Annotated in this window: 12 protein-coding genes; 4 read left to right on the top strand and 8 right to left on the bottom strand. The window is 72.2% G+C overall.

The genetic code is table 11. The features are described 5' to 3' along the window. Window positions 1–124: 124 nt before the first annotated feature. From ACWDZ7_RS04950 to mce, 7 genes are all read right to left on the bottom strand, one after another. Window positions 125–1,285: an ATP-binding cassette domain-containing protein gene (locus ACWDZ7_RS04950; protein WP_451794911.1), complete on the bottom strand. Its 1,161-nt coding sequence runs from the start codon at window positions 1,283–1,285 to the stop codon at window positions 125–127. A gap of 110 nt (window positions 1,286–1,395) precedes the next feature. Continuing rightward, the gene (locus ACWDZ7_RS04945; protein WP_451794910.1) at window positions 1,396–2,235 is read right to left on the bottom strand and encodes a hypothetical protein; all 840 of its coding nucleotides are present in this window, start codon (window positions 2,233–2,235) and stop codon (window positions 1,396–1,398) included. 62 nt (window positions 2,236–2,297) lie between these two features. Next, the gene (locus ACWDZ7_RS04940) at window positions 2,298–3,068 is read right to left on the bottom strand and encodes an ABC transporter permease (protein ID WP_451794908.1); all 771 of its coding nucleotides are present in this window, start codon (window positions 3,066–3,068) and stop codon (window positions 2,298–2,300) included. Beyond that, a complete protein-coding gene (locus ACWDZ7_RS04935; protein WP_451794907.1) occupies window positions 3,047–3,997 on the bottom strand; it encodes an ABC transporter ATP-binding protein in 951 nt (316 codons plus the stop codon). Before ACWDZ7_RS04935 ends, ACWDZ7_RS04940 begins: the two co-directional genes overlap by 22 nt. A 73-nt stretch (window positions 3,998–4,070) precedes the next feature. Continuing rightward, on the bottom strand, window positions 4,071–5,006 hold the full coding sequence (locus tag ACWDZ7_RS04930; protein WP_451512834.1) for a cellulose-binding protein: 936 nt from the start codon (window positions 5,004–5,006) through the stop codon (window positions 4,071–4,073). A gap of 182 nt (window positions 5,007–5,188) precedes the next feature. Then, on the bottom strand, window positions 5,189–9,322 hold the full coding sequence (scy, locus tag ACWDZ7_RS04925; RefSeq protein WP_451794906.1) for a polarized growth protein Scy: 4,134 nt from the start codon (window positions 9,320–9,322) through the stop codon (window positions 5,189–5,191). Window positions 9,323–9,554: 232 nt separating this feature from the next. Then, the gene (mce, locus tag ACWDZ7_RS04920; protein WP_451794905.1) at window positions 9,555–9,995 is read right to left on the bottom strand and encodes a methylmalonyl-CoA epimerase; all 441 of its coding nucleotides are present in this window, start codon (window positions 9,993–9,995) and stop codon (window positions 9,555–9,557) included. Between the two features lie 136 nt (window positions 9,996–10,131). Between mce and ACWDZ7_RS04915 the strand changes: the two genes are divergently transcribed. Next, entirely contained in the window at window positions 10,132–11,334 is a 1,203-nt protein-coding gene (locus ACWDZ7_RS04915) for an acetyl-CoA C-acetyltransferase (protein ID WP_451794904.1), read from the top strand. A gap of 65 nt (window positions 11,335–11,399) precedes the next feature. Beyond that, on the top strand, window positions 11,400–12,356 hold the full coding sequence (gene meaB, locus ACWDZ7_RS04910; protein ID WP_451512838.1) for a methylmalonyl Co-A mutase-associated GTPase MeaB: 957 nt from the start codon (window positions 11,400–11,402) through the stop codon (window positions 12,354–12,356). 82 nt (window positions 12,357–12,438) lie between these two features. Here meaB and ACWDZ7_RS04905 read toward each other — a convergent pair whose 3' ends face one another. After that, window positions 12,439–13,140: a PepSY domain-containing protein gene (locus ACWDZ7_RS04905; protein ID WP_451794902.1), complete on the bottom strand. Its 702-nt coding sequence runs from the start codon at window positions 13,138–13,140 to the stop codon at window positions 12,439–12,441. A gap of 154 nt (window positions 13,141–13,294) precedes the next feature. On the opposite strand from ACWDZ7_RS04905, the gene ACWDZ7_RS04900 reads away from it, so the two are divergent. Together ACWDZ7_RS04900 and ACWDZ7_RS04895 are read left to right on the top strand one after the other, a co-directional pair. Then, complete coding sequence (locus tag ACWDZ7_RS04900) at window positions 13,295–13,960, top strand: response regulator transcription factor (RefSeq protein ID WP_451794901.1); 666 nt, start codon at window positions 13,295–13,297, stop codon at window positions 13,958–13,960. Further along, window positions 13,957–15,390: a sensor histidine kinase gene (locus ACWDZ7_RS04895; RefSeq protein WP_451794900.1), complete on the top strand. Its 1,434-nt coding sequence runs from the start codon at window positions 13,957–13,959 to the stop codon at window positions 15,388–15,390. Before ACWDZ7_RS04900 ends, ACWDZ7_RS04895 begins: the two co-directional genes overlap by 4 nt. Window positions 15,391–15,403: the final 13 nt, after the last annotated feature.

Below are 15,403 nucleotides of genomic sequence, written 5' to 3'. Positions count from 1 at the left end.
GCACCCTGCGGCATCGGGGCACCCTGCGCGGGGGCACCGGCCTGGGCGTACGCGTGCTGATGCTGGGGCTGGGGCTGCGGGGCCTGCTGCGCCTGCGGCTGCTGCTGCGGAGTCGGAGGCGTGGTCATCGGGGGGCATCCTCGTTGTCGTTGGCGCGCTTGGTCATCTCGGGCGCGGAGGCGGGGGCGGGGGAGGCCGGCTGCTGCGGCTGCTGCGGCATCGCGAAGGGCTGGCCACCCTGCTGGGGCGGCGGCGGCGCGTACCATCCGTGCTGGCCCTGGCCGGGCACCGGCGGTTGTCCCTGCGGCGGCAGGCCGGGGGGCATGGCGCCGGGCTGCACCGGCTCCTGGAGGCCCGCGCGCTGGTCGACCGTGGAGCGGTAGTCGACGGCGCCCTGCGTCATCCGCATGTACGCCTCCTCCAGCGAGGCCTGGTGCGGCGAGAGCTCCCACAGGCGGACGTCCGCGCCGTGCGCGAGGTCGCTGATGCGGGGCAGCGGCAGCCCGAGCACGCGCAGCGCGCCGTCCTGCTCGGGCATCACCTGGCCGCCCGCCTCGGTCAGCGCGGCCGTCAGCTTCTCGCGCTGCTGGGGCTCGCTCTCCGGCGTGCGTACGCGCGCGAAGTCGGCGGAGTTCGCCGAGATGAAGTCCCTCACGCTCATGTCGGCGAGCAGCTGGCCGCGGCCGATCACGATCAGGTGCTCGGCGGTGAGCGCCATCTCGCTCATCAGGTGGGACGACACGAAGACCGTGCGCCCCTCGGCCGCGAGCGACTTCATCAGGTTGCGGACCCAGAGGATGCCCTCGGGGTCGAGGCCGTTGACCGGCTCGTCGAAGAGCAGCACCTGCGGGTCGCCGAGGAGCGCCGCCGCGATGCCGAGGCGCTGGCCCATGCCGAGCGAGAAGCCCTTGGAGCGCTTCTTCGCCACCTCCTGGAGACCCACGACACCGAGCACCTCGTCGACCCTGCGGGCCGGGATGCCGGAGAGCTGCGCGAGGCAGAGCAGGTGGTTGCGGGCGTGCCGGCCGCCGTGCACCGCCTTGGCGTCGAGCAGGGCGCCGACCTGACGCGGGGCGTTGGGGAGTTTGCGGTACGGGTAACCGCCGATCGTCACCTGCCCCGTGGTGGGGGTGTCGAGCCCGAGGATCATGCGCATCGTCGTCGACTTGCCGGAGCCGTTGGGCCCGAGGAAGCCGGTGACGGTACCGGGCCGCACCTGGAAGGAAAGGTTGTACACGGCTGTCTTGGCGCCATAGCGCTTCGTCAGGCCGACTGCCTCGATCATTCTCCGCACCCATCGAATGGTTCAGGACGTCGGGGCACACGCCCCCGTAAGGGTTAGGAGGATAACGGGGAGCTGACGGTTCCAGCCAAGAGCGAGTAAAGCCGCCGGGTTCACAGGGACGGCGGGGGCGGTGGCGGGGGCGGGGCCGGGAGGTCCGTCCAGGGCAGCACCCAGCCCTCCTCCACGAACAGGCGCGTGCCCAGGGCCCGCAGCGCGGCGTCGGCGGCCGCCCGCCGCACCCAGACCGCCGGGTCGGGCCCGAGCAGCGCGCGCAGCCGCGGAGAGGCGTCGAGCAGGGCGCCGAGGAGCGCCGCCTGGTCGCCGCGGCCCGGCCGGGGCAGTCCGGTCGCCGGGTCGGCGAGAACGCCGCGCACGCTGACGTACAGGGACGCCTCGCCGAGCGGCTCACCGGACGGCAGGGTCATCCCGTACGCCTCGCCCGGCAGCAGGGCCCGCCGGTAGTTGGGCAGCTCCGTGGCGTCGATGGCGGCGAGCTGTGGCGCGTCCAGCCAGGAGACGACCAGCGTGGCCTCGGCCGCCGGGTCCGGGTAGGGGGCGGCCGCCACGTATCCTGCGCGGCCGATGTGCGCCGAGCAGCCGATGCCGATGCCGCGGACCCGCACGGGGACCATGGGCACGGCCGCCGGGACGCCGTGCCGGGCCAGCTTGTGCGCGATCTGCCCGGCGGAGGCGTTCGAGCCGACGGCGATGACGGGGCTGCGGCGGCCGAGGGGCGACTGCCCGAGCCGGGCGAGGGCTTCGTCGAGCGGCAGCTCCCCGCCGACGGACCACGCGCCGAGCGCGCCGCCCGGCCGTACCGCGAGCGGCAGCAGCTCGGCCCCGGTCAGCAGGGCGGGCGCGGCGACGGGGAGACCGGGATAGGTGAGGGGCCGCAGCGCGGGCACGCCGTCCGGTCCGAGCGCGGCGAGCCCGCGGTCCCGCGCTGTCACATGTCCCTCCGCGCTCGCCCTTCCGCACCCGCGTCTACGCACTCACGTCTCCGCACGCGCGCCTACGCGTCCCGCTTCTTCAGCGTTACGTACCCACCGAGCAGCGCCACGACCACCCACACCACCATGATCGCGAGCCCGCCCCAGGGCCCGTACGGGGTGTCGTCGTCGAACGGCGTCTTGACCTGCATGATCTCGCTGCCGGCCTGGTCGGGCAGGTAGCGGCCGATCTTCTCCGTGGCCGATACGTTGCCGAGGATGCTGGAGATGAGGAAGAAGAACGGCATCAGGATGCCCAGCGACAGCATCGGGCTGCGCAGCATCGCCGCCACGCCCATCGAGAACATCGCGATGAGCGTCATGTAGAGCGCGCCGCCGATGACGGCCCGCAGCACGCCCGGGTCACCGATCTCCGCCCTGTACGGGCCGAGCACGGCCTGCCCCACGAAGAACGCGAGAAAGCTGGTCGCCAGGCTCACGACGAAGGCGAGCAGCGTGGCCACGAGGAGCTTGCCGAACAGGAACGTGCCGCGCTGCGGGACCGCCGCGAGCGAGGTGCGGATCATCCCGGTGCTGTACTCGTTGGAGACGACGAGCACCCCGAAGACGATCATCGCGAGCTGACCGAGGGACATCCCGGAGAAGCTGATGTAGGTCGGGTCGAAGGTCAGCTTGTCCCTGGCGTCCAGGCCGTCGTAGTCGTCCTTGGACAGGATGCTGATCAGTGCCCCGAGCGCGATCGTGAGGACGACGGCGAGGCCGAGCGTCCACACGGTCGAGGAGACCGAGCGGATCTTGGTCCACTCCGACCTCAGTACCTGTGCCGCGGCCATCCCTCAGGCCCCCTTCCGGCGTGGTCGGAGTGCGCGTGGTACTCGACCGACTCCGCGGTGAGCCGCATGAACGCCTCTTCCAGGGAGGCCTGCTGGGGGCTCAGCTCATGGAGTACGAGCTGGTGGCGCGCGGCGAGTTCACCGAGCTGTTCGGATGCGACGCCGTCCACTTCGAGGGCGCCGTCCCGAGCCTCGGCGGCGGTGACGCCCGCCTGCCGCAGGACGTCCACGAGGCGCTCGCGCTCCGGGGAGCGCAGTCGGACGTACGACCGTGAGTTCTGCCGGATGAAGTCGGACATCGACGTGTCGGCGAGGAGGCGGCCCTGGCCGATGACGACGAGATGGTCGGCGGTGAGAGCCATCTCGCTCATCAGGTGCGAGGAGACGAAGACCGTACGCCCTTGTGAGGCCAGGGATTTCATGAGGTTCCTGATCCAGTGGATGCCCTCGGGGTCGAGGCCGTTGACCGGCTCGTCGAACATCAGGATCTCGGGGTCGCCGAGCAGCGCGCCCGCGATGCCGAGGCGCTGGCCCATGCCGAGCGAGAAGCCCTTGGCCTTCTTCCTGGCGACGGCGGTGAGACCGACGGTGTCGAGGACCTCGGCGACGCGGCCGCGCGGGATGCCGTTGCTCTGCGCGAGGCAGAGCAGGTGGTTGAAGGCGCTGCGCCCGCCGTGCATGGCCTTGGCGTCGAGGAGGGCGCCGATGCACCTCAGGGGGTTCTTCAGCTGGGAGTAGTGCTTGCCGTCGATGCGGACGTCGCCGGCCGACGGGTTGTCGAGCCCGAGCATCATGCGCATCGTGGTGGACTTCCCCGCGCCGTTCGGACCGAGGAAGCCGGTGACGGTGCCGGGGTGGACGGCGAAGGTCAGGTTGTTGACGGCCACCTTCTCGCCGTACCGCTTGGTCAGCCCCGAGAGCTCGATCATGCGGCAACGCTAAAACGCGACAAAGCCCCCTGCCACTCAGCGGTGGCAGGGGGCTTGGCCTGGACCCACAACCTCAGCGAGTCTGCTGGGCAGGCACCCCACGAGAGATCGGCTCGTCCTCCGCGGGCGTCCCGGCGGCAGCGACCGCCGCGCCGGTGAGCGTCGCCAACATCTCACGCACATTGGTGAGCTGCGCGTTGATGGAGTCACGCCGGTTCGTGAGCGCCGCCAGCTCCCGTTCGGACTCCGAGCGGATACGGTCCGCCTTGGCGTTCGCGTCGGCGACGATGTCCTCGGCCTGACGCTGAGCCGTCTCCACCGTCTGGCGAGCGCGACGCTCCGCGTCGGTCCGCAGCTTCTCCGCCTCCAGACGCAGCTGCTCCGCCCGGTGCTCGATCTCCGCGAGGCGCTTCTCCGCCTTGGCCTGACGGGATGCCAGGTCACGCTCGGACTGGTCGCGCCGCTTGGCGAGGTTCGTCTCGAAGTCGGCGGCGGCCTGGGCGGCCTTGGCGCGCGTCTCCTCGAAGAGGGCGTCCGCCTCCTCACGCTTGGACTGCGCGTCCTTCTGGGCCTCGGCCCGCAGCGCGCTCGCCTCGCCCTTGGCCTTCTCGACGATCCGGACGCCCTCGTCCTCGGCCTTGGCCTTGCGCTCGGAGGCGAACGACTCGGCGTCGTTGCGTACCTGCTGGGCGGCCGACTCGGCCAGCTCGCGGTGCTGTTCGGCCGCGCGACGGGCCTCCTCGCGCAGGTCCTTCGCCTCCTCCTCGGCGAGGCGGAGGATCTTCTCGACGCGCGCCCCGAGCCCGGCGTACGACGGCTCGGCGTCGGCGACCTGGGCCTGGGCGTTCTGCGTCTCGAGGTGCAGCTCCTCGATGCGCTTTTCCAGAGCAGTGATACGGGCAAGAGCGTTGTCACGGTCGGAGACGAGCTTGGAGATACGTTCGTCCACCTGAGCGCGGTCGTACCCACGCCGCACAAGCTCGAAGCCGTAGGGGGAAGTGTCGCTCATGGGGTTCCTGTCGAATGAGACCGGTGAGGTGATAGAGGGAATCCTAGGGGTCCGGGCGGCGTGTCATCGAGCAGATGGCCGTTTGATCTGGAGAATGACACCCCTTTTGAGTGGCAAGACGTCAGAGGACTTGCCAGTGACAGGGCCAAAGGTCCTCTCGGATCACGGTAGGCCCTTTTTGGCTAGCTCTCTGACGTCTTGCCACCCGAACGTGTAGATCCGGCCGAGGCCCCCGCCTTGACACCCGCCGCGCCGGAACCGCTGTTCGGCGTCTTCGCACCGCCCGTCGGAGCCTCGAAGGACTCCAGCGCCTCCAGCACGTCCTGGACCCGGGAGATCTCCGTGTTGATGTCCTTGCGGCGCCGCACCAGGACCTCCAGCTCGCGCTTGCCCTCCTCGACCGTGCGCTCCGCCTCGGCCTCGGCATCGGCCTTGATCCGCTCGGCCTCGGCGACCAGCGAGGCCTTCTTCGTCTCGGCCTCCTTCAGCAGCGCCTCCGCCTTCTTCACGGCGGCGATACGGACCTTGCCCGCCTCGGAGTTGGCGTCCGAGAGCAGCTCCTTCGCCTTCGCCTGCGCCTGCGCGAGCTGCTCCTCCGCCGCCTTCACCAGCGCGTCGCAGCGCTCGCCCGCCGACTTCATCGCCTCGGCCGACTCGTGGCGCGCACGGGCGTGCAGTTCCTCGATCTCGGCCGTCATACGGTCCCGCTGCTCCTCGGAGCGCTCCCTTATGGCGGTCGCGTCACGCCGGGCGCCGACCAGCAGCTCGTCCGCGTCCGCACGTGCCTTCTCCACCCGGGTGTTGCCCTCGACCGTCGCCTCGGCGACCAGGCGCTCGGCCTCCTTGCGGGCCGCGCCGACCATCGTGTCGGCCTGCGCCTCGGCGTCCGCCGTCGCCTTCAGGGCCTTCCGGTGGGCGTCCGACGTCAGCTTCTCGGCCTCGGCCGCCGCTTCCGTGATGAGCGTGTCGACCTGCTCGGCGGCTTCCTGACGGCGCTTGTTGGCGGCCTGGCGGGCCTCGTCCAGGGTGCGCTCGGCCTCCTCGCGCGCCTCGGCGGTGAGCCGCTCGGCCTCCCGCGCCGCGTCCGCCTTGACCCGCTCGGACTCGCTGCGGATCCGCTCGGCGTGCTGCTGGGCGGAGTTGACCGCCTCCGCGGCATCGGCACGCAGCCGCTCCGCGTCGCCGGAAGCGTCCGAGATGAGCTTCTCGGCCTTGGCCACGGACTCCGCGCGGACCCGCTCGGCCTCCCGCGCCGTGTCTGCCTTGAGGCGCTCGGCCTCGGCGGTCGACTCGGCGCGCAGGCGCTCGGCCTCCGCGGTGGAGTCGGCCCTGAGCTGCTCCGCCTCGGCGGTGGATTCGGCGCGCAGCCGCTCGGCCTCCCGCGCCGTGTCCGCCTTGAGGCGCTCGGCCTCGGCGGTCGACTCGGCGCGCAGGCGCTCGGCCTCCGCGGTGGAGTCGGCCCTGAGCTGCTCCGCCTCCGCCGTGGACTCCGCCTTGAGGCGCTCCGCCTCCGCGATCGTCTCGTTCTGCAGCCGCTCGGCCTCGCTGCGGGCCTCGCCGATCAGCGTGTCGGCCTGGCCCGCCGCGTCGCTGCGGATGCGGTTGGCGTCCTCGCGGGCGTCGGCCCGGGTGCGGGCGGCGTCCTGCTCGGCCTGCGCGATGGTGTCGGAGGCCTCCGTGCGCACCCGCTGGGCGTGCTCAGAGGCGTCCGAGCGCATCCGCTCGGCCTCAGCGATCGCGTCCGAAACCGTGCGCTCCGCAAGGGCCTCGGCCGCCTCCGACGCCTCCGCCGCCTCGCGCCGGGTGCGGTTGGCGTCCTCCGCGGCGCGCTCCCGCTCGGCGTGGGCGTCGGCGCGGACGCGGTCGGCCTCCTCCTGCGCCTCCGTCCTCGTGCGCTCCGCGGCGTGCTCGGCGGCCGAGCGCAGGCCCGCGACCTCTTCCTGCGCCGCCTCGTGCAGGCCGGCCACGGAGTCGCGTACGGACTGGGCGTGCTGCTCGGCGGCCGAGACCAGCTCGGTCGCGCGGCGGTCGGCCTCCTCGACGAGGCGGATGGCCTCCGCCTGCGCCTCCTCGACGCGCTTACGGGCGGACGCGAGAAGCTCCTCGCTCTGCTCGCGGGCCCGCTCGCGCTCCTGGTCGGCCTCGGCGCGCGCGGAGTTGAGGGTCTCCTCGGCCTCCCGGCGACGGCGGACCGCCTCCTCCTGCGCGGCGGCCAGCGCCTCGGCGGCCTCCGTGCCGACGCGCTCGGCGGCGGCGGCGGCCTCCGCGCGCACCCGGTCGGCGGACTCCTGCGCCTCCGTCTTGAGCCGCTCGGCCTCGGCCGCGGCCTCCGAACGCAGCCGCACGGCGAGGGACTCGCCCTCCGCGCGGGCCTGCGAGGCATCGGCGGCGGCCTCATCGCGCAGCCGCTCGGCCTCGGCCTCCGCCTGCGACTGGAGCGTACGAATCCGCTCGGCCGACTCGGTGCGCAGCCGGTCCGTCTCGTCCGTGGCCTCCTTGCGCATGCGCTCGGCCTCGGCGCGGGCGTCGGTCAGCGCCTCCTCGGCGGCGGTCAGGCGCTCCTCGGCCTCCGTGTGAAGCCGCGTCAGCTCCTCGGCGGCGTCGGCCTGCCGCGCCGCTATGGCCCGCTCGGTCTCCTCGCGCAGCGCCTGGGCGGCCTCCTCGGCCTCGGCCCTGGTGGCCTCGGCCTGCTCGGCGGTCTCCTCGCGGTGCCGCTCGGCCTCCGCGCGGGTGCGCTCCAGCGTCTCCTCGGCCTGCGTGCGCAGAGTCGTGGCGCGCTCGACCGCCTCGGCGCGGACCCGCTCGCTCTCGGCGGTCGCGGCCGTACGCAGCTCCTCGGCGTCGGCCTTCGCCTTGGCAAGCAGCTCCTCGGCGGACTTGGCCGCCTCCTCGATCTCCTTGACGGCCTCGCGCCGCGCCTCGCCCCGGATGCGCTCGCCCTCGGAGACCGCGTCGGCCCGCAGCTGCTCGGCCTCGCCGCGCAGCCTGCGCGCCTCCTCCTGCAGCTCGACGGTCTTGGCGCGGTACTCCTTGGTGTCGTCCTTCGCCGCGCCCTTGAGCTCCTCGGCGATGTCGTGCGCCTGAGCGCGCAGCCGGTCCGCCTCGGTCTCCGCCTCGGAGCGGATCCGCTCGGCCTCCTCGGTGGCGGCCTTCGTGGTCTCCTTGGCGTTCTTCGAGGCCTTGTCGAGGACCTCCTCGGCCGTCCGCGCGGCCTTCGCGAGCTGGCCCGCGGTCTCCTCGGCGGTGATCGTGCGCGCCTTCTCGGCGGCTTCCGCGATGAGCTTCTCGGCCTCCGCGCGGGCGTCGGCGATCAGCTGCTCCGCCTCGGACTTGGCGGACTCGGCCTCCTTGGTGGCCTCGCTGACGAGCCGTGCGACCTGCTCCTTGGCGGTGCGCGTGCGCTGCTCGCCCGCGGCCTCGGCGGCCGCGAGCTGCTTGCCCGCGGTGTCCTTGGCCTCGGCGAGCACCTTCTCGGCCTCGGCCCGCGCCTCGCGCAGCGCCGTGTCCGCCTCGGTCATGCGCTGCTCGGCGGCCCGGCTCGCCTCGGCGGCCTGCCGACGGGCCTGCTCGGACTCGGTCGCCGTGGTGGAGCGCAGCTGCTCGGCGTGGTCGGTGGCCTCCTGCGCCTGCGTGGAGGCGGCGTTCAGGAGGCGCTCGGCGTCCGTGCGGGCCCGGCGCAGGATGGCCTCGGCCTCGGCGCGGGCGGCCTCCGCGTCGCTCGCCAGGCGCCGGCGGGCCTGCTCGGCGACGCGCTCGGCCTCGGCGCGGGCGGCGGACAGGGCCTGCTCGGCCTCGGCGCGCGACTCGTCCAGGAGACGGCGGGCCTGCTGCTCGGTACGGGCGCGGAGCTGCTCGGCCCACGCCACGTTCTCGTTGACGTGCGACTCGACCGTCTGTCGGCGCTCGGCCAGCTCCTGGTCGAGCTGCTGTCGGCGCGAGACGGCCTCGGCGTGCAGCTCGGACTGGAGCCGGGCCTGCTGCTCGGCGTGCTCCTGGAGGATGCGCTGCGTCTGCGCGCGGGCGTCGCGCAGCTCGCGCTCGGCGTCGGCGCGCAGCTGCTCGGCCTGGATCTGCGCGTTACGGAGCAGCTGCTCGGCCTGGTAACCGATGTCCGCGCTGTCGTAGGCAGGACGGTTCGCGAGGTTGCGGCGCGCCTCGTGCAACTTGGCGCGCAACACCTCGACCTGGTAGCCGAGGTCCTCGGCGTGCTGGACGGCTTTCTCCCGCTCGGTCTTCAGCCGGTCCATCTCGGCCTCGAACCGCGAAAGACTGTCGGTCTCAGCCCGCGAGTTCTCTTGGCGTTCGTAGCCCCGCACTGCGCGGTCCCATCCGTCCCCTGGTCGCAAGTCTCTCCAACGAGCCCCGTTCATCCGCCGAACGGGGCCCCCGGGGGAATGGTGTCAGATCAACGGCGGAGCATGCGTTGCTGCCCCGACGCTCGTCCCCCGAAACCCGGACCCCGGTACGTGGCCACCCAGCTTTCGGGCAGCCTGCCGCCCCGACTTCGGACGGCCAGTCACTAACCCTACCGGCCCAGATATACGGAGGTCAGTGCTCCGGTGACTCGGAGGGCGCCGAAGTGACGAGTTCCGTGAGAACGCCGTGGCAGTCCTTGGGGTGGAGGAACGTGATGCGCGACCCCATGGAACCGATCCTCGGCTCGTCGTACAGAACGCGTACGCCCTTGTCCTTGATGGCCGCTGCGTCGCCGTCCACGTCCGCCGTGCCGAAGGCGATGTGGTGCACGCCCTCACCGTTCTTGGCCAGCCATTTGCCGACCGCGGAGTCGTCGCGCGTGGGCTCCAGGAGCTGGAGGTAGGAGGCGCCCCCGTCACTGGTCTCATTGATCTTGAGCATGGCCTCGCGCACGCCCTGCTCTTCGTTGACTTCGGAGTGGAAGACCGTGAATCCGTACGTCTTCCGGTAGAACTCGACGGTCTTGTCGAGGTCGAAACAGGCGATCCCGATGTGATCGATTCGCGTCAGCATGGTTCAAGTGCAGCGCTTCATGCGGTGATTACGCAACGTGCGCGCGATCACACCCGCCGCCCGATGACGCATGGGGTACCGCTCAGTACATTCAGATAAACCCTCGTTAACTTCTCCTCCCAAGGGGCCGTGGCACATGTCTCGAACGTCCGGTACCACCTCAGTGATCGTCGCGGGCGCCCGTACGCCCATGGGCCGCCTCCTCGGCTCCCTGAAGTCCTTCTCGGGTGCGGACCTGGGCGGCTTCGCGATCAAGGCCGCGCTCGACCGCGCCGGCATCGGCGGTGACCAGGTCCAGTACGTGATCATGGGCCAGGTCCTCCAGGCCGGGGCGGGGCAGATCCCGGCGCGCCAGGCCGCCGTCAAGGCCGGCATCCCCATGAACGTCCCCGCGCTCACCGTCAACAAGGTGTGCCTTTCGGGCCTCGACGCGATCGCCCTCGCCGACCAGCTGATCCGCGCCGGCGAGTTCGACATCGTCGTCGCCGGCGGCCAGGAGTCGATGAGCAACGCCCCGCACCTGCTCCCCAAGTCCCGCGAGGGTTACAAGTACGGCGCGATCGAGATGCTCGACTCGATGGCGTACGACGGTCTGACCGACTCCTTCGAGGGCGTCGCGATGGGCGAGTCGACCGAGAAGCACAACAGCCGCCTCGGCATCGCACGCCCCGAGCAGGACGAGATCGCCGCCGCCTCGCACCGGCGGGCCGCCGCCGCGCAGAAGAACGGCCTGTTCGAGGCCGAGATCACCCCGGTCGAGATCCCGCAGCGCAAGGGCGACCCGGTGCTCTTCTCCAAGGACGAGGGCATCCGCGCCGAGACCACCACCGAGTCCCTCGGCAAGCTGCGCCCCGCCTTCGCCAAGGACGGCACGATCACGGCGGGCTCCGCCTCGCAGATCTCCGACGGCGCGGCGGCGGTCGTCGTCATGTCCAAGGCCAAGGCCGAGGAGCTGGGCCTGGACTGGCTCGCGGAGATCGGCGCCCACGGCAATGTGGCGGGCCCGGACAACTCGCTCCAGTCCCAGCCGTCCAACGCCATCCGGCACGCCCTGAAGAAGGAGGGCCTGGACGTCGCGGACCTGGACCTCATCGAGATCAACGAGGCCTTCGCCGCCGTCGCGGTGCAGTCAATGAAGGACCTCGGAGTGTCCACGGAAAAGGTGAACGTCAACGGCGGCGCCATCGCGCTGGGTCACCCGATCGGGATGTCCGGCGCGCGTGTCGTGCTGCACCTCGCCCTGGAGCTGAAGCGCCGCGGCGGCGGCGTGGGCGCGGCGGCGCTGTGCGGGGGCGGCGGGCAGGGCGACGCGCTCATCGTCAAGGTGGCCAAGGGCTGAGCCCGCGGCCTTCCCTGTCCCGTACGTGGTTTCCCGTACGTCGTACGTAGCGAACGGAGCTGTTCATGCAGGACGTCCCCTCCCTGGTGGCGCAGGCCCGCGAGGGCAGGCCGCGGGCCGTGGCCCGGCTGATCTCACTGGTCGAGGGGGCGTCGCCGCAGCTGCGCGAAGTGATGGCGGCGCTTGCTCCGCTGGCGGGACACGCGTACGTGGTGGGGCTCACGGGTTCCCCCGGTGTCGGCAAGTCGACATCGACGTCCGCGCTGGTGAGCGCCTACCGCCGGGCCGGTAAGCGGGTCGGCGTGCTCGCCGTCGACCCGTCGTCGCCCTTCTCCGGGGGCGCGCTCCTCGGCGACCGGGTGCGGATGTCGGACCACGCGTCCGACCCCGGCGTCTACATCCGCTCCATGGCCACGCGCGGCCACCTCGGCGGGCTCGCCTGGGCCGCCCCGCAGGCGATCCGCGTCCTGGACGCGGCGGGCTGCGACGTGGTGCTCGTCGAGACCGTCGGCGTCGGGCAGTCCGAGGTCGACATCGCCTCGCAGGCGGACACCTCGGTGGTCCTGCTCGCCCCCGGCATGGGCGACGGCATTCAGGCGGCCAAGGCCGGAATCCTGGAGATCGGCGATGTGTACGTCGTCAACAAGGCGGACCGCGACGGAGCGGACGCGACCGCGCGGGAGCTGAACCACATGCTCGGCCTCGGGGAGTCCCGCGGGCCGGGGGACTGGCGGCCGCCCATCGTGAAGACGGTCGCGGCGCGGGGCGAGGGCATCGACGAGGTCGTCGAGGCGCTGGAGAAGCATCGGGCGTGGATGGAGGAGCGGGGGGTCCTCGCCGAGCGGCGAGTCTCCCGTGCCTCGCGGGAGGTCGAGACGATCGCGGTCACCGCGCTGCGGGAGCGGATCGGCTCCCTGCACGGGGATCGGCGGCTGTCTTTGCTCGCGGAGCGGATCGTCGCGGGGGAGCTTGATCCTTACGCGGCCGCGGACGAGTTGGTCGCGGGGCTTACTTCGGGGTGATCCGGGCCGCCGCTTCGCGGAAATGCCCCGGGGGCGGCGTCCCTGGACGCCGCCCCCGGGGCGGTTGTACGTACGCTGCGTGTCAGTCGTCCGAGCCGTCGGCGTCCTGGTCGTCACGGTCGTCGTCGTGGCGGTCCGCGGACACCTTGCCGGTCTTCAGGTCGACGTTCCACTCGGACTCCGCGCCCTTGGCGCCCGTCGTCTCCACGCCCCAGGCGCCCGCCGTGCCGTCGTCGTCCAGGTCCACGGAGGTCACCGTGCCCTTGCCGGCGGCGGCGCGCGCGGCGTCCTCGGCGCTGGTGGCGGCGCCCTTGAGCGCGGAGTTCACCCGGGCGGCGTCGGCGTCGTCGTCACCCTCGTCGTCCTTGTCGACCCAGGTGCCGAGCACCTTGCCGGTGCCCGCGTCGACCTCGACGTTGTGCCAGGTGCTGCCCTTCAGGATGTCGACATCCCAGACCACGCCGCCGTCCTCCTCGTCGAGCTCGGCGGAGACAGCGGTGCCGGAGGTCTTCGCGAGGGCCGCCTTGATGGCGTCCGCGGCCGTCACCTTGGCGGCCTTGGCCTCGGCGGTGTTCTCCGCGGCGTCGTCGCTGTCCGTGGCGTCGTCGCGGCTGTCGTCGTCGTCACCCGTGCGGTCGTCATCCTTGCGGTCGTCGTCCTTCACCTGGACGCTCGACTGCTTGGCGGCGCTGTCGTCGTCGCCGGTGGTCGCGAGGGCGGTGGCGGTGCCTCCCGTGATCAGGGCCGCGGCGGCGACGGTGGCGATGACGATGTTGCGCTTCATGAGGAGTTCCTCCCGAGACGGTGGTGCGAGGTCGGCGGCGGCCCGGGGGCCGCTGCCGTTCGCTTTCGACGAGGACCAATCTGGCTGAACGATGCTGAACGGAAGCTGAAGCCGCCTGAAGAACTCTTCAGGTTCGCTCTGCGACCCTGAACGCATGCGTTTGTTGATCGTGGAGGACGAGAAGCGGCTGGCCCTGTCGCTCGCCAAGGGCCTGACCGCCGAGGGCTACGCCGTCGATGTCGTCCACGACGGCGTCGACGGACTGCACCGGGCGAGCGAGGGCACGTACGACCTGGTCGTCCTGGACATCATGCTGCCGGGCATGAACGGATACCGCATCTGCTCGACGCTGCGCGCCGCGGGCAACGACGTGCCGATCCTGATGCTCACCGCGAAGGACGGCGAGTACGACGAGGCGGAGGGTCTGGACACGGGCGCCGACGACTACCTCACCAAGCCGTTCTCGTACGTCGTGCTCGTGGCCCGCGTGAAGGCGCTGCTGCGCCGCCGCGGCAACGGCGGCCCCTCGCCCGTCCACATCCTGGGCGACCTGAAGGTCGACACGGCCGCGCGCCGCGTCTTCCGGGGTGAGGACGAAGTCACGCTCACTGCCAAGGAGTTCGCGGTCCTGGAGCAGCTCGTGCTGCGGGCCGGGGAGGTCGTCTCCAAGGGCGACATCCTGGAGCACGTCTGGGACTTCGCGTACGAGGGGGACCCGAACATCGTCGAGGTGTACGTGAGCACGCTGCGCCGCAAGCTGGGTGCGGCCCTCATCAAGACGGTGCGCGGCGCCGGTTACCGTCTGGAGGCCCCGCGATGAGGCGCTTCTTCGGTTCCGTGCGCGCCCGCGCCACGCTCGGCGCGAGCCTGGTCGTGGCGCTCGCGCTGGTCGCGGCGGGCGCCGCCGTGCTGCTCTCGGTGCGCGACAACCTCACCGGCCAGGCGGACGGCCGGGCGGACTCCGCCGCCCGTGAGGTCGCCTCGCAGCTCGCGGCGGGCCGGTCGTACGGCGATCTCGACCTGCCGGACGGTGATGAGGTACCGGTGCAAGTGGTCGACGAGAACGGGAAGGTGGTCGCGGCCAGCGAGGATCTGGAGCGGATCAGCGGCACCGGGACCGACGTGGTCAAGCCCGGCGGCGGCGCCGCGAAGCCGTCCGGGAACGACGCGGAGACGGAGAAGGCCGAGCCGGGGGAGTCCGGCGAGATCGACGACGACGCCAAGTACACCGACGGGTCCGCCACCGTCGACGGCGAGAGCGCCGACTACCGCTTCGCCGCCGTCGAGGTCGGCACGGAGACCAAGGGCGACCTCACCGTCTACGCCGGCGGCTCGCTCTCCGACGAACGCAGCGCCGTGTCGACGGCGCTGACGTCCATGCTGATCGGCTTCCCCCTGCTGCTCGGTGTCGTCGCGGGCGTCACCTGGCTGGTGACGCGCCGCGCGCTGCGCCCGGTGGCCGCCATCACCGCGGAGATGTCCGCGATCACCGCGTCGGAGGACCTCGCGCGCCGCGTGCCCGAGCCGGACACGCACGACGAGATCGCCCGCCTGGCCCGCACCACGAACGAGACGCTGACCGCCCTGCAGACCTCGGTGGAGCGGCAGCGGCGCTTCGTGGCGGACGCCTCGCACGAGCTGCGCAGCCCCATCGCTTCGCTCCGCACCCAGCTCGAAGTCGGCGCGGCGCACCCGGAGTTGCTGGACGTCGACGGGGCGGTCGAGGACACCGTGCGGCTCCAGGAACTCGCCGCCGACCTGCTCCTGCTCGCCCGCCTCGACGCGGGCGAGAAGCCCGGCGGGGGCCGCGTCGACCTGGCGGCCCTGGTCCGCGAGGAGCTCTCGCAGCGCACACGGGACCGTGTCGACGTACACATGGATCTGAAGAGCGTCGAAGTCACGGGCTCCCGCGGCCAGTTGGCGCGGGTGCTCGGCAACCTCGTGAACAACGCGCAGCGGCACGCCCGCTCCCGTGTCACGGTCACCACCCGGGCCGATGGCGCGTGGGCGGTCCTTGAAGTGGCCGACGACGGAAGCGGTGTGCCCCCGAGCGAACGGGAGCGGATCTTCGAGCGGTTCGTACGCCTGGACGACGCGCGGACCCGCGACGAGGGCGGGGCCGGTCTGGGCCTCGCGATCGCGCGGGACGTGGCGGCGCGGCACGGCGGCACGCTCGGGGTCAGGGAGGCGCCGTCCGGGGGTGCGCTCTTCGAGCTCCGGCTGCCCACCCCTCAGTCGTCGGCGGATTGAGGGACGGCACGGC

Source organism: Streptomyces sp. NPDC003032, from assembly GCF_053591415.1.
Note: the sequence above shows the minus strand (reverse complement) of the source record. Positions and strands in the feature narration are given on the sequence as shown.